Source organism: Thermomicrobiales bacterium (genome assembly GCA_023954495.1).
In the GTDB taxonomy this organism is placed as follows: domain Bacteria; phylum Chloroflexota; class Chloroflexia; order Thermomicrobiales; family CFX8; genus JAMLIA01.
Genome location: JAMLIA010000029.1, coordinates 19737 through 35241, shown reverse-complemented (window position 1 = coordinate 35241; position 15505 = coordinate 19737). Strand labels below are relative to the sequence as shown.

10 protein-coding genes are annotated in these 15505 nt (G+C 63.6%); 3 read left to right on the top strand and 7 right to left on the bottom strand.

Annotated features, from left to right (window positions below):
• Nucleotides 1–566: phosphatase PAP2 family protein (locus M9890_07755; protein ID MCO5176845.1), on the bottom strand; the 566-nt coding region annotated here is incomplete at its 3' end.
• 144 nt (nucleotides 567–710) lie between these two features.
• Between M9890_07755 and M9890_07750 the strand changes: the two genes are divergently transcribed.
• Nucleotides 711–1670, top strand: coding sequence for an LLM class F420-dependent oxidoreductase (locus tag M9890_07750; GenBank protein ID MCO5176844.1), 960 nt, complete (start codon nucleotides 711–713; stop codon nucleotides 1668–1670).
• A gap of 39 nt (nucleotides 1671–1709) precedes the next feature.
• On the opposite strand, the gene M9890_07745 is transcribed toward M9890_07750, so the two are convergent.
• The 4 genes from M9890_07745 to M9890_07730 form a co-directional block, all read right to left on the bottom strand.
• Nucleotides 1710–3074: a DUF3536 domain-containing protein gene (locus tag M9890_07745; GenBank protein MCO5176843.1), complete on the bottom strand. Its 1365-nt coding sequence runs from the start codon at nucleotides 3072–3074 to the stop codon at nucleotides 1710–1712.
• 221 nt (nucleotides 3075–3295) lie between these two features.
• On the bottom strand, nucleotides 3296–5221 hold the full coding sequence (locus M9890_07740; protein MCO5176842.1) for an FAD-dependent oxidoreductase: 1926 nt from the start codon (nucleotides 5219–5221) through the stop codon (nucleotides 3296–3298).
• 498 nt (nucleotides 5222–5719) lie between these two features.
• On the bottom strand, nucleotides 5720–6247 hold the full coding sequence (locus tag M9890_07735; protein MCO5176841.1) for an iron-sulfur cluster assembly scaffold protein: 528 nt from the start codon (nucleotides 6245–6247) through the stop codon (nucleotides 5720–5722).
• A gap of 70 nt (nucleotides 6248–6317) precedes the next feature.
• Nucleotides 6318–7190: a sulfurtransferase gene (locus M9890_07730; GenBank protein MCO5176840.1), complete on the bottom strand. Its 873-nt coding sequence runs from the start codon at nucleotides 7188–7190 to the stop codon at nucleotides 6318–6320.
• A 270-nt stretch (nucleotides 7191–7460) separates the two neighbouring features.
• On the opposite strand from M9890_07730, the gene M9890_07725 reads away from it, so the two are divergent.
• Nucleotides 7461–9395 (top strand): peptide ABC transporter substrate-binding protein, encoded by a 1935-nt coding sequence (locus M9890_07725; GenBank protein MCO5176839.1) that lies wholly within the window; start codon nucleotides 7461–7463, stop codon nucleotides 9393–9395.
• 72 nt (nucleotides 9396–9467) lie between these two features.
• Nucleotides 9468–10727 (top strand): ArgE/DapE family deacylase, encoded by a 1260-nt coding sequence (locus M9890_07720; protein ID MCO5176838.1) that lies wholly within the window; start codon nucleotides 9468–9470, stop codon nucleotides 10725–10727.
• A 73-nt stretch (nucleotides 10728–10800) separates the two neighbouring features.
• On the opposite strand, the gene M9890_07715 is transcribed toward M9890_07720, so the two are convergent.
• Complete coding sequence (locus M9890_07715; protein MCO5176837.1) at nucleotides 10801–12936, bottom strand: tandem-95 repeat protein; 2136 nt, start codon at nucleotides 12934–12936, stop codon at nucleotides 10801–10803.
• Between the two features lie 127 nt (nucleotides 12937–13063).
• Nucleotides 13064–15355, bottom strand: coding sequence for an Ig-like domain-containing protein (locus M9890_07710; protein ID MCO5176836.1), 2292 nt, complete (start codon nucleotides 15353–15355; stop codon nucleotides 13064–13066).
• Nucleotides 15356–15505 lie beyond the last annotated feature (150 nt).

Below are 15505 nucleotides of genomic sequence, written 5' to 3'. Positions count from 1 at the left end.
GCGTAGACCGCCAGCGTATCGACGAACGCATAGCCGTGCTCGTGCATCAGGCGCGGCGGAGCGAGCGGGTAGATCGCGTACATCGGGAAGGCGATCAGCGTCGTGAGCGCGAACACGCGGGCCACCCGCCAGAACGCAGCCGGCGTCAGCGCGACGCAGAGCGCGGCCGAAGCCAGCACGACGATCTTCATCTGCTGGTAGTAATGATTGAACAGATCGATCAGCCACGGGTGCGCAATGACATGCTGCTGCAACGGGATCTCGACCCGATCTACCCCAATGCCGAGCCAGCGCTGCAGACGGATGATCTCGCGCGCGTGTTCGAAGCCGAGGCTGCTCGGCGGGACAAAGAACGTCTTGCGGAACCACGAGTAGACCTGCAGAACGACGAACAGCACGACGACGGCAGCGAGAGCGCGAAGAAGCGCCGCCGCGCCGGGGATGTGTCGTTCGTGCCGAGAATCTGCTTCACGAAGCTGAGGCGATGTCTGCCGCATCTCATCGGCGTGCTGTTTGTAGTGCGCGTCGATATGACCTCCTCCGTGGCCGGAAACCGGCCGCGCCATCGTTGGCACTCCCCCATCGCAGTATCCGAACCACGGGCCGTTGATGATCAGGTGTTATGCTGCAATGACGCCGTCCGTGCAATGGCGGCGGAACATTGTGATAGTTGCGATACGCACCGTCAATTGAACGAAAGGTACGGAGACATGGTTCGACTGGGGATCATGATCGAGGGTCAGGAAGGGCTGACCTGGGAGCGCTGGGACAAGATCGTTCGGGCCGGCGAGGATTTTGGCTTCGACTCGGTCTGGCGCTCCGACCACCTGTTCTCAGTGATGGGCGAGATCGATCGTCCAACCCTCTCGCTCGTGCCGTCGCTGACTGCCGTTGCGATCTGGAGCGAGCGAGTCGAGTTCGGCGCGCTCGTCTCACCGACGACATTCCGCCACCCGGTCCATCTGGCGTCCGAGGCCGCCGCGCTCGACCAGATCTCGAACGGACGCTACTGGTTCGGCATCGGCGCGGGCTGGAACGAGCAGGAGCATCCGGCGTTCGGCTTCCCTCTGCCGCCACTCCGTGAGCGCTTTGATCGCTTTGAAGAGGCGCTGAAGGTCATCAAGCTGCTCTGGACCGGCGAGGCCGTGACGTTCGATGGTGAGTACTACCAGCTGCAGGGCGCGCGCACGACCTCGGTGCCGTCGACTGAGGGCGGCGTGCCAATGCTGATCGGTGGCAGTGGTGAGAAGCGCACGCTCCGCATCGTCGCCGAGTACGCCAAAGAGTGGAACGTCTCGACGATGACCGTCGATGCCTACAACCACAAGAGCGCCGTGCTGGCCGAGCACTGCCGCGCCATCGGCCGCGACCCGGAGGAGATCCACCGCTCGATGATGTTGGGCCATGTCATTGGTCGCAACGAGGCCGAGGTGCTGGACCGCACGCGCCGCCTGCAGGAGATCGTGCCAACGCTGCGCGACCTCGAGCCGAAGGAAGCGTTCGAGCGCGTTCGCGACCGCGGCTACCTCGCCGGCACCGTCGAGCAGGTCATTGAGCTCATCCAGGAGCGTGGCAAGCAGGGTGTCGAGCGCATCATGCTGCAGACGTTCGATCAGGACGACATCGACGGTCTCAAGATGATCGCCGACGACATCATCCCGAACATCTAGGCAGATCGGGCGGCTGGTGAGCAATCACCAGTCGCTCGCCTATCCGGCTGCTGCGATGTCCAGACCCTGCGGCTCCGGGCGATTCAGCCGCGCTGCGAGATCATGCTGAAACGCCGACGCCAGGCTCGTGCTGCAAGCGTTGTCCAGCAGCGTCGCCGCAGCGCGAGCACGCCGAATGCCATAGGTCGGCTCCAGCCGATCCAGCGCTTCCCAGTAGAACGCACACGACGCGTACATCGACAGGCGCAAACGCTGCGACTCCAGCAGCTGTCGAGCGATCGCTTCGTCGCCGTGGCTTGTCCGCCACTGCTCGTACCATTCAGAGAACGACACAGCGCCTTCCACGACATCGATATAGGCATCGCGGGCACCCCACGGGTCGATGAGGTACATGCTGCCGCGTTCCTCGAATTCGTGGTCGATTCGTGCTGCTAACGCGTCGAACGCGTCGCGCAGCGGTCGCTTCCAGGCGGACGAGCCAGCCGTGCAGTCGCAGCCATCTGACCAGCGCGCGAGATGGTGGCCGCAGCCCCACGATGTGAAGTCCACCAACTCCGCCTCGACCGTCGCCGGATGCATGGTCACAAACGATTCGGCGGACGCCGGAGTCAGCCCATACTCAGCGAGTCTTCGCGCGAGCAGGTCCTGCAGAAACAGGTCTTTGAACTTATGGTGGTGGCCGTAGACTTCGCCGTCGGTGGCGATCGTGATGGCTGCCGCACTGCCGTCGCCCTGGCTGAGATTCGGCAGAATGTGCCGCGCGGCGAACTCGCTAGCATGGACGGTCGCCGCCGGATCAAATGAGACGGTGCCGCCCAGCCCCGCATCGTAGGTCAGCACCGTGAATGCTCGTTCTCCACCCAGCGACACAGCATACGCACCGGATCGCGGCCCTCGCGGTCGTGACTGGCCGGATGCCAGGATGGTGAACGTCAGACCCTCATCGGCGCAGTCCCGCAGTGTTGCGTGATCGACGGACGTTTCCGGCAACCAGATCCCACGCGGCTTGCGACCGTAGAGCAGCTCAAACGACCTGACTCCCCAGCGTAGCTCGGTCTGCCGGTCGCGGGGCGTGTCGAGTGGCAGGATCGTGTGGTGATAGCCCTGCGCGATTGCCGTCCCGAAGCCGCTCTCGCGAACCGCGAGTCGGTCGGCATTCGCAATCCGGCGCAACACACTCGGATGATGCCGCCGCATCCAGGTCGCCAGCGTCGGGCCGATGTTGAAGCTCATCCGGCTGAAGTTGCCGAGGTCGGCATTCGGTCGATAACACTCGGCCAGAATCTTCTCGTTGTAATCATGGTATGGGTGCGCGCCTGGCTCCCAGGGCATTTCCTCGGTGAGCGGGTCTTCGCGCGGCGGCTGATAGAAGTGCCCATGAATGATGACGTAGCGGCTGCTCACGACAGTTCCTGTTCGTGCCTCGTTGACGAATGTGCTGTTGATAGCACTCGACTCTTGTGTCGAAAAACGTTGTTGGCATGTGCTGGTTGTGATGTACGTACACCATCATAGCACGCCCTGTGGGAAGGGCGGGCGATCGGCACATGCTAGCAGGTCTATCGAGATATACGACAAACGGCAGCCCCGCGGACGGGACTGCCGTTTGTGTAGCGTCGGAGCGGTTATCCGTCGGCGACGATCGCCAGGTCGGTCGATTCGCGACTTGGCAGCGGCACCGGCCGGTAATGCTCCATCGTGAGGCACTCCGTCGGACACCACTCGACGCACGCGCCGCAACGAATGCAGGCGATCTCGTCGATAATCATGGCGACTGCGTTCGTGCCCAGCTCACCGCGAGCAAGCTCGGCGAGCTCGACATCGTTGTCGATCGAGTAGATGCGGTCAGTCGAGATCATCTCGATCACGCCGACCGGGCAGATATCCACGCAGCCGTTGCAGAGAATGCAGCGGTCGCCGTCGATGAAGATGTTGAGCTGGCACTGCAGGCAGCGCTTGGCCTCGTCGAAGCCAACCGGCTTCGGATAGCCCAACTCGACTTCCAGCGTTGTTTCGTCGGCGAACAGTCCGCGCTCCTGAAGCGGCAGCGTCGGCATGATCTGGCGCTGCACCGAGGTGTAGTTATCACCCCAGCGCAGACGGCGACTCATCGTGGAGGCCGACCACTCGGCGACGCCCTCGGCCAGCAGCGGATTCGGCGTATGCAGATCTTCGATCGGCACGCGCGTGATCTCGAAGTCCGGCACCGGAATCGGAGTGTCGCTTAGTGCGGCGTGGACGTGCTCGGCGACGCGCTTTGCATCACCGATCGCCGAGATGAAGTTCAGCGGGTTGGTGACATAGTCGCCGCAAGCGAAGACCTTCGGATGTGCTGTGCGCCCCTCGGCATCGACATGTGGCACGCCCCTGCGATCAACTTCGGGGAAGAAGCCATCCGGGAAGAACGAATTGTCCTGATACTGGCCGATGGCGATGATGACCTGATCGCATTCGATGATGAATTCCGAGCCTTCGACCGGCTCTGGTCGGCGGCGACCCGAGGCGTCCGGCGGGCCAAGCTCGTTGCGCACGAACTCGATGCCGCAGACGTGTCCGTCATCACCGGCGATGCAGCGCGTCGGCGAGACCATGTACATGATCTCGCAGCCTTCCAGCTCGGCCTCTTCGACTTCGAGTGCGTCGACCGGAATCTCGTGTGCCGAGCGGCGGTAGGTCATGATCGACTTCTCCGCGCCCATCCGGAGAACGGTGCGGATGCAGTCCATCGAGGTGAATCCACCACCAACGGTGACGACGCGCTTGCCGACGAAGACGTCCGGCACCAGATTGAGGTTGATCTCCTCCAGGAAGGTCAGGCCCGGCACGACGCCCGGAATGTCCTCGCCGGGGATGCGTACCGGCGTGACAGCCTGATTACCGGCGGCGATGACGACGGCGTCGTGGCTATCTACCAGATCCTGGAACGAGATATCCACGCCGATCTTGGTGTTCAGGCGCAGGTCGATGCCGAGATCGAGGATCATCTCGATCTCTTCCATGATGACGTCGCGCGGCAGACGCCACTCCGGCACACCGGCCCACATCATGCCGCTTGGAACCGGCATAGCCTCGTAGACGGTGACGCGGTAGCCCTGGCGACCGAGCTGGCGGGCGGCGCTCATGCCGGCCGCGCCGGAGCCGATGATACCGACGGTCTTGCCGTTCCACGGCGGCGCAACATCGCGGCGCGTCTCGCCGCGGTAGTCAGACGCCACACGCTTCAGATAGCAGATGCCGATCGGCTGATCGACCACCTGACGACGGCAGGCCGTCTCGCACGGGCGAGCGCACATGCGACCGAGGCAGCCGGGGAAGACGTTGTTCTCCCGGTTCAGCTCGAACGAGTCGGCGTAGCGTCCGTCGGCAATGAGTGCAATGTACCGGGAGATGTCAGTGTGCGCCGGACACGCCTTCTGGCACGGGATGTTATCGGCAAACCAGCGTTGATCGCCGGTGTAGACAGCGTAACGCGCGCCGGAGCGCCGCGTGAAGGGCGAGAACATTTCGGACGAGACAAACGCCAGCAGTCGAATGCGGCGTGTGTCATCCACCGGAGTCTCTGACTGATCCTGGCTGACAACCCCGTACGAGGTGCGCCCGCCGATGATCTGGCTGACTTCGTCGGAAGTCAGCGGGACGAACCGGTCGCTCGACGCACCGCACGATACGCACTCCGCGGGCTGCGCCTCACCGGTCTCTATATATCCGCAGATCCTGCAACGGAACATTGGCAAGTCCTCCCAACATCGATCAGGCCCGCCGGACCGGTCTGCGAGGGATCGCCCGACAGACATCCTTCTCGCCCTCGGCTCGTCGCCTGCTGCACGATGGCACGCGAACGCGATGGCGGCCTGATCCGCTAGGAGACAGTATAGCAGTGACTGTGCGGATTTCAGCGCTTCCGGCGGGTTTTCTTCGGTGACATCGCTGGACACGCCGCTCGACTTGCTGTGGGAACGGATGCGTGCTGCCGTGCGCCGTCGATAGCCAAACGACCCCGCCGCAGTTCGCGAAAGAGGTCGTTGCTGTGCATCGTTGGGAACGGTGCGCTAGTGCTCGCGCGACACGCCCTCCGGCAGTTGCTCGTCGTAGGCCTTTTCGCCAACGACGATGCCGAACTCGCTGTCGTGCTCCGGGTCGGCGTCGATCGGCGTGCCGTCCGGATTCATTCCGTGCTGACGGCGAAGCTCGTCGCGCTGGAGCTTGCGCACAGCCGCCTTCAGCGTGCCCAGCGCCAGCGTTGCGCACTTGGGCCGCATCTGTACGGCTTCCTTGCCGAGGACCTCGATCATCGTCGTGTAGTCGTGCTCCAGCACGTCGTCCAGCGACCACTGTTCATCGTGAACCATCTCCATCAGGATTGATGCGGCAGCCTGACTGATCGTGCAGCCGTCCCCTTCCCAGGAGAGTTCGGCAATGGATTTGCCGTCCTCGCCGGGCTTGAGATAAACGGTGATGACATCGCCGCAGCCTGGATTACCGCCCGGCATTGTGACATCCGGGTCGTCCATAGCGTGACGGTGACGTGGGTTCTGGTAGTGGTCGACGAGGATTTCGATCTGTTCCTGGCGATCCATGCCTTGCTTGTTCTCTATCCTGCCAAGGCGTTCAATCGCTGAACGCCCTGGCCTTAGCGGCTTTGGGAGACTAGAGCTCGATCGGCACGCCGATCACATTGCCCCATTCAGTCCACGAGCCATCGTAGTTCCGAACATCGGGATAGCCGAGCAGCTCGTGCAGAACGAACCACGAGTGCGATGAGCGTTCACCGATCCGGCAGTAGACGACAACCGGCTGATCCGGTGTGACGCCTTCGGCCTCGTAGATCGCGCGCAGCTCCTCGGCGCTCTTAAATGTACCGTCCTCGGCAACTGCCTTGCCCCAGGGGATGTTGCTCGCGCCGGGGATGTGCCCGCCGCGCAGCGCGCCCTCCTGCGGGTAATCCGGCATGTGCAGCAGCTCGCCACTGAACTCACCGGGTGAGCGCACATCGACGAGTGGGCCGCCCTCGCCGACCTTGCGCAGACGCTCGTAGCCGATGTGCTTGAGGACATCGTCGCGGAATGCGCGCAGCTTCTCTTGCTCCTCGGCGCCGGTGTAGTCGGTTGGGGTGATCTGGGGAACCTCGCGCGTCGTCTCGCGCCCTTCGGCTTCCCACTTCTTGCGACCGCCGTCCATGATCTTGACGTTGTCGTGACCCATATAACGGAAGAACCAGTACGCATAGGCGGCCCACCAGTTGGTCTTGTCACCGTAGAAGATCACGGTTGTGTCGCGGCTGATGCCGAGCTTGCTCATCAACGCGTTGAATCCGTCAGCGTCGATGAAGTCGCGCGTGTCCTGCCGTTGCAGGTGCTCGTGCCAGTCGATCTTCACCGCGCCGGGAACGTGGCCGAGCTCGTAGAGCAGTACGTCCTCATCGGCTTCAACAATCCGCAGCCCGGGATCGGACTTATGTTCATCGACCCACGCCGTGCTCACGAGCACATGTGGGTTCGCATAACCTTCGCCAGTTGCCATTGGCGCCTCCTCGTTGAATCGTCGGTTGCGCACGGCCTCTCTGGCCGTCATTGTGCAGCAATCCACACTCTGAATATACACGCCGCCCCGCGCGGTTATTCCGCTGCACTGCTCAGATAGAGCAACGTTGGCGACTGATTACACGCTCTTGTGGGTATGCTTTGACGCAATTGCACGCCAGTTGGAGGAGCGTGCGTGGTTTGGGGCATTCAACTTGCATCGAATTTGCTGCATTGGGATGTTCCGAGAATAAGTAACGGAGTGAGTTGAGTGAGTGAACGAGAAATTTCGCGATCAGCGAGCGTGGAAGCGCTCGAAGCGGTACTGGCTGGCCGCCTGCCCCGTCGCGCTGTCCTGAAGCGTGGAGCGGCCCTCGGCCTGAGCGCGCCGGTCATCGCCGGGCTGCTGGCGGCCTGCGGCGGCGACGACGAGACTCCGGCCGCAACCGCTGCAGCCACTGACGTGAGCGACGGCGGCGAGGCCACAGAATCAACCAGCGACAGCACGCCCGAGGGCGGCGAGACCGCGACCGAGCCATCAGGCGACAGCACCGAAGAGTCAACCGGCGGCCGGGGTCGCGGCGATGGCGACCTGCTCAGGATCCTGTACTGGCAGGCCCCGCCGATGCTGAATCCGCACTTCGCCAACGGCAACCTCATCTCTGCACCCGCTGCAATCGTGCTTGAGCCGATCGTGCGGGTGACACCGGCCGGTGAGATCGTGCCGGTGCAGTGCGTTGAGGCACCATCGCTGGAGAACGGCGGCATCTCCGAGGACGGCAAGACGATTACTTACACGCTGTTGGAGGGGCTGCTCTGGTCGGACGGCACGCCGGTCACCAGCGACGACGCCAAGTTCACCTGGGAGTGGGTTGTGGACCCGGCCGCCGGAACGACATCCAGCCCGGCGTTTGCAAACATCGACGACATCGAAATCGTCGATGATCGGACATTCAAGATTCATCTGAACGGACCTGATCCGGCCTGGTACAACATCTTCGGGCGTGGCACCAGCAACGGCGCGCCGATTCTGCCGAAGCACCTGCTCGAAGACCAGATGGGCGAGCGAGCGCAGAGCGCACCGTACAACCTCAATCCGGTCGGGACTGGTCCGTACAGGGTGGCCAATTTCGTGCCGGGCGACGTGGTCAATTTCGAGATCAACGAGAACTTCCGCTTCCCGGACAAGCCGTTTTTCAAGAAGGTCGAATACAAGGGCGGCGGCGATGCACCGGCGGCGGCCCGCGCAGTCCTGCAGTCCGGCGAGGTCGATTACGCGATTAACCTGCAGGTTGAGAAGACTGTCCTGGATAGCCTGCTCTCCGGCGGCGTCGGCGAGCTGATCGTGCTGCCGGACGGCAGCGTCGAGCACCTCTTCATCAACTTCGCCGACCCGAATACGGAAGTCGATGGTGCGCGCTCTGAGCCATCGACAGAGCATCCGTTCTTTAGCGACAAGTCCGTTCGCGAGTCGTTGCCGCTGAGCATCGACCGTGACACGATCGTTGAGCAGCTGTACGGCCAGACTGCCGATGCGACCAGCAACGCGATCGTCGCTCCCGATATGTTCGTCTCACCGAACACGAGCTACTCCTATAACCTGGATGACGCTGGTGCCAAGCTGGATGAGGCCGGCTGGTCGGGCAGCCCGCGCTCGAAGGACGGCACGCAGATGAAGGTGCTGTTCCAGACGACAATCAGTCCCCTGCGGCTGAAGGCGCAGGAGATCATGAAGCAGGCATGGGATCAGCTGGGCATGGAGGTTGAGCTGAAGTCTATCGATTCCAGCGTCTTCTTCTCTTCTGATTCTGGCAATCCGGACACCTGGAAGCACTTCTACGCCGACTTGCAGATGCTCGCGCTTAACGGTCGCCCGTTCCCGATCGACCTGATGTCGTACTGGAAGTCGACTGATCCGGACGTCGACATCGCCCAGAAGTCGAACGGCTGGGCCGGTCGCAATCTGAGCCGCTGGTCGAACGATGAGTACAACGATCTCTATGACAAGGCTCTGACCGAGCTGGATCCGGCCAAGCAGTCCGAGCTCTTCATCGCCATGAACGACATGATCGTCAACGAGGTCGTGACCGTGCCGTTCATCGCCCGTAAGCGGGTGGACGGCAAGAGCTCGCGGCTTAAGGGCAACAACCCTGGCCCGTGGACCGAAGAGACGTACGATATCGCCGATTGGTACTTTGAGGACTAATCAGCAGACCGCAGCGGCGCACGATGGGCACGATGGCCCGACGTGCGCCGCGCTACTACAGGAGGAGTGGGCATGGACCATCAGCAAGCGCGGGCCGCGCTGGAGCAGCGTCTGGAGCGCGACGCTGACTCGATCCTTCAGTTTGTCCAGAAGTTCGTCCAGATCCCGAGCGAAAACCCAGACGGCGATACGACAGCTGCGACGGCGTATCTGACCGACTGGATGTCCGAGCGTGGACTTGACCACGAGGTTGTCGCGCCGCAGCCGACGATGCCGAATGTCGTCGCCGGTTTCGACGGTGGTGAGCCGGGCAAGCACCTGATCCTCAACGGCCACATCGACATCTTCCCGGCCGGTGATCCCACCCAGTGGTCGGACGATCCGTTCTCCGGCGCAGTCCGCGATGGCAAGCTGTTCGGTCGCGGCGTCATTGATATGAAGACCGGCACTGCCGCGTCCTTCCTTACATACATGTATCTGCATGAGATGCGGCAGCAGCTCAGTGGCCGCCTGACCCTCACCGCTGTCTCCGACGAGGAGACCGGCGGCACCTGGGGCACCGGCTACCTGATGGACAACCACCCGGATGTGATCGGCGACTGCGTCCTGAACGGCGAGCCGAGCACCCCGTACACGATCCGCTTCGGCGAGAAGGGGCCGGTCTGGCTCGACATGCTGGTGCGCACGCCCGGCGGCCACGGTGCCTACACACACCTGAGCCAGAGCGCGATTCAGGTCACGGCTGAGATCATCAGCCGCATCGAGAAGCTGGCCGACCAGGAGGTCACCCTGCCGGACGACATCCTGGCGGCGGTCGAGGCGGCCCGCCCGGAGCTGGACGCCGCCCTCGGCGCTGGCGCGACCGACGTCGTCAAGCAGGTGACGGTCAACATCGGCACCATTCGCGGCGGCGTCAAGACGAACGTCATCGCGGCGGACTGCTACACCGGCGTCGATTTGCGCGCGCCGGCCGGGCTGTCAGCCCAGTCGCTGCTGGAGCAGTTTGAGGCGATCCTGGCTGATTACCCGGGTGCCTCCTACGAACTGTTCAAGATGAGCGAGCCATCAGTTTGCACACCAGACCATGAGATGGTGCGCATCCTGCAACGCAACGGCGAGGCCGTGCGCGGCATCCGCCCGAAGCCGGCCATCAGCATCGGCGGCACCGATTGCCGTTTCTGGCGCTGGCAGGGCATCCCGGCCTACGTCTACGGCCCGGTTCCCTACAACATGGGCACCGCCGATGAGTACGTCACCCTCGACGACCTCTACGGCACCGTCCGCGTTCACGTCCTCTCCGCCTTCGATTATCTGACCGGATCGATGGATTAGCGGCTAGCAACGCTTCCGTCCGCACGACCCCGTTCCGCCGGGGTCGTGCGGATTCATCCGCAGGGCTTGTCCATCATCGAGGCGTGGATCGTGGCGGCCAACGCCACCCTTGAGATTCCCGTGTCACGAGCAGATCGAGTGCTCTCCAGAGTGCGCCGGTGTAGATGCTGACCGCTTTGGGATAGGCACCGTTCGCCAGGAAGCGGTCCCCCGTGGCGATGTCGTCGGCGATTCGATCGAGCTGCTTCTGCTCACCCTTCGACGGGTTGCTGCCAAGCGCGACGATCGCTTCGGCCTGATGCTGCAGCGCCACCGCCCTCGCGACCGAGGTCAGCACGTACTCAGCGTTGGCCACGGTATCGGAATCCGGTGCGAATGCGAGCACCGTGAGCGCCATGCCCAGCTTAACCAGCGCGGCACCGGGGTCGCCCTCCAGGAGAGCGAGCGCTCCATTGTTAGCTGCGCGACCGTTATTGCCGCGCAACAGGCTGAGCGTCGCGAAAAGCGCCAGGTTGGGTTTCTCGCGCGCCAGGGCCGTCAGGTCATCGACGACGGCGGCAGTCGCGGTCACGGGATCGACCACGTTGACCACGGCACTTTGCGTCGCGCTGGCACCATCGTCGTCAACGACGGTCAACGCAATCGTGAAGGTGCCCACGCTATCGAAGGTGTGGCTGGCAATGATCGGGCTAGCGGCGGGGTTGATGTCGACGCTGGACGATTGATCTCCCCAGTCGATCGTCGCGGTGTGGGTGTCCTGTCCGCCGACATCAGTGAAGAGGGAGGTGAGATCGACCTCCATCCCGACCACGACGATATCGGTGTCAGTCCCAAGCACCTGGCCCGCCGCGTTGGTGAGCGTTAGCGGATCGATGACCGGCGCGACGTTGTTGACCGTGATCGCCAGCGTCCCGGCGTCGGAGTGCGTGCCGTCCTCATCAGTCAGGTCCACCGCGATCGTGGGGTTGGACGGGCCATCGGCATAGACGTGGCTCAGATCCCCGATTTCGCCAACGGTCTCGGTGCTGCCGTCGCCCCAGTCGATGATGTAGGCGCTCACATTGTCGTTGCCGGGATCGGCCACTGCCCGCAAGGTGACGGTGTAGACTCCGCCTTCGTCGACGGTGGCTGCGCCGTCCAGCGTGATGCGCGGCGCGACATTGGCGATCATGACCGCGGCGCTGTATTCGGTCTCGCCGCCGTCCTTGTCACGAACCTTGCCCTTGACCGTGCGCGCGCCGTCATCGCTCGTCGGGCAGATCTCGCTGGGGGAGGTGCTGAAGGCACCATAGCCGGTGCCGTCGTCGCAATCGAAGGCGTAGCTGAAGCCGGCCAGCGCATCGTCGGTCGAGGGGTCGGATGGGTCGGTCAGTGCGAGGGTGATGGCGCTACCCTCGTCCACAGTGGACGGAGCGTTGAAGGCGGCCGTCGGTGCGACGTTGCGGATCGTCACGTCCGCGACGTCGGTCGCCACGCCCCCGTCATCGTCGCTAACCTGGACAGCGATCGTGCGCGTCGCCGGACCGTCGAGATCGGTGGCCGGGAAGGTCGTGGTCTGTCCAGGCGTCTCGAAGATGCCGTCGCCATCGAGATCCCAGATGAAGCTGAGCGAGGCGTCTTCGGCGTCCGATCCGGTCGCGTTGACGGCGACCGTGCCACCCTCGTCCACGCTGTAGGGCCCCCCAGCATCAGCGGTCGGAGTCTTGTTGACGGACAGCACCGTGATAGTGACGGTAGCGACGTTTGATCCCACGATGCCGTCTTCAGCGCGGTAGGTGAAGCTGTCAGAACCGCTGAAACCCGGGTTGGGCGTATAGCTGAACGAGCCATCGGCGTTGAGTGTCAGTGAGCCGCTGGACGGATCGAGTACCAGCGCGGTGCTGAGCGTATCGCCGTCGATGTCGGTGTCGTTGATAAGCAGACCGGGGGCGGCCACGGTCAGCGCCGTGTTCTCGTCGGTGACGTACGCATCGCCGACCGCTGCCGGCGCGTCGTTGATCGGGTTGACCGTGAGCGCAACGGTCGCGACGTTCGATGTCGCCGTGCCGTCGGTCGCCTGGTAGGTGAAGCTGTCGCTGCCGTTGGCATCGGCGTTCGGCGTGTAGGTGAAGGAGCCGTCCGGATTCAACGACAGCGTGCCGTGTTGCGGCGAGTCAACGACGATTGCGGTGACTGTCAGGCCGTCGCCAATGCTGTCGTTATCCAGCACGCCGGGTGTGGCGATCGACGGCGCTCCTCGTCCGTGCTGTAGGTGTCGTCCGTGGCGACCAGGATGTCGCTGGCGGACGACACCGTGATTGTGACCGGTGGCAACATTCGGGGTCGCGTTGCCGTCGTTAGCCTGATAGGTGAAATGTGTCAGTACCTCTGAACCCCGGATTGGGCGTATAGGTGAACGAGCCGTTCGGATTCGACACGATGTTGCCATTGAACGGTCCACCGCCAGGGATGATGGACAGGGAGTCGCCGTCAGGATCGGTGTCGTTGCCGAGCATGCCGGGTGCGGGTACCGTCAGCGCCGTGTCCACGGCAGTCGTGTACCTGTCATCGGCCGCGATCGGCGCGTCGTTGACATCGGTGACGGTGATGGTGAGCATCGCCTCGAAGATGAGCTCTCCGATGTCAGTCGTTCGCACGCGGATGCTATAGCTACTCTGGCTCTCGAAGTCGAAGACCGTCGCCGTTTGCAGCGTGTCTCCGCTGATGGTGAAAGCGGCGTTGTCGGTATCGCCCTCGCCGGCCACCAAGCTGTAGCCGTGCTTGTCGCCCGTATCAGGATCGGTCGTTGTAAACGTGCCGACACTGGTTCCGATCGCGCTGTTCTCGGCCGCACTGCTCAGGCTCAGGGTTAGCGCTGTCGGAGCACGATTCGGCGGTGTGGTGAAGAGATGCAGCGCCACGCTGTGGTTGGCACCAGCGGCGATGCTCACCACGTCGCTCAGCCCGACCGGAACAGCCGTCTGGCCCTCGTTGCTCCGCCCCCAGCCGATGACGGTGCCGTCCATCCTGAGCGCCAACGTATGGTTGTCGCCCGCTGCGATGGCCACGACATCGCGCAAGCTCGCCGGCACCGCCGTCTGGCCTTGAGCGTTATCGCCCCAGGCGACAACAGTACCGTCCGCCGTGATCGCCACGCTGTGGTTGAGCCCCGCGGCGATGGCGACGACGTTGTGCAAGTCCGCCGGCACATCCGTCTGGCCGGAGCTGTTGTTCCCCCAGGCAGCGACCTCGCCGTCTGACCTGAGCACCAGCGTGTGGTTGGTGCCAGCGGCGATGGCCACGATGTTCCTCAGCGAGTCGTTCCCATCCGTCTGATGGGAGAAGTTCGCTCCCCAATCGGTGACGATGCCGTCCGCCGTAAGGACGACGCTGTGGTTGGCACCGGCGGCGATGGCGATGACGTTGCTCAATCCCGCCGGCACATCCGTCTGGCCGAAATGGTTCCAGCCCCAGGCGCTGACGGTGCCGTCCCCGTGCAGCGCGAGCGTATGGAAGCCACCTGCGGCGATAGCCCTGACGTTGCTCAATCCTGGTGGCACATCGGTCTGGCCTTGCGCGTTGGATCCCCAGGCAGTGACTGTGCCGTCTCCGTGCAGTGCCACGGTGTGGTAGGCACCTGCGGATACTGCGACGATGTCGTCCAGGCCCGCCGGAACCGATCCCTGGCCTTCATCGTTCGATCCCCAGGTGGTGACGAGGCCCGCTTTTCTGACCACCACCGTGTGGTAGGCGCCTGCGGCGATAGCAATGACGTTGCTTAACCCGAACGGGACCGATGCCTGGCCGCCATTATCATTTCCCCAGGCGAAGACGGTGCCATCCGCCGTGAGCGCCACGGTGTGTGAAAAGCCCGCAGCAATCGCCACGACATCGTTCAGCCCCGTCGGCACCGTCGTCTGGCCTTGAGCGTCATCTCCCCAGGCGGTGATCGTGCCATCCCCCTTGAGCGCCACGGTGTGCGAGAAGCCTGCAGCAATCGCCACGACGTTGCTCAATCCCGCTGGCACATCCGTCTGGCCAAAGTCGTTCTCTCCCCAGGCGACAACGGTGCCATCCGTCTTGAGCGCCACGGTGTGCGAAGAGCCCGCAGCAATGGCGATGACGTTGCTCAACCCGGCTGGCACCGTGGTCTGGCCCTCAATGTTCCGACCCCAGGCAGTGACGTTGCCATCCGCGGTGACTGCGACGGTGAAGCTGTTGCCCGCAGCGATCGCGATGACATTGGTCAATCCTGCCGGCACCATGGCTTGGCCCTGATCGTCGAATCCCCAGGCGACAACAGTACCGTCCGCCGTGAGCGCCACGCTGTGGAAGCTACCCGCGGCGATGGCGATGACGTTGTGCAAGTCCGCTGGCACATCCGTTTGGCCCTCGCTGTTCCGCCCCCAGGCGGTGACGGTGCCGTCCGTCGTGAGTGCCAGAGAGTGATAGCCGCCAGCCGCGACCGCGACGATATCGCCCAGTCCTGCTGGCGGAGTTGTCTGGCCATAGACGTCGTAGCCCCAGGCGTTAACGATGCCGCCGGCGACGGCGTCGCCGGTCTCGGCGGCAGCTGGGGCGGCAGGTAGCGTGGCCAGTCCGGTAGCGACGAGCACACAAATCAGCAGTAGACGCCAGCATCGTTGCATTGTCTGCTTCTCTTCCTGGAGTTGGCTGCGCTATAGCGCGCCTGGCTCCCATGATTGGTACACCTGCCGAGCGAAGGCTGGAAGATCCGAGGGTCCGCCGGCGGGCAGCGCCCACGGACGTCACCCGCCGCCGAATCCCTCGAACGTCTC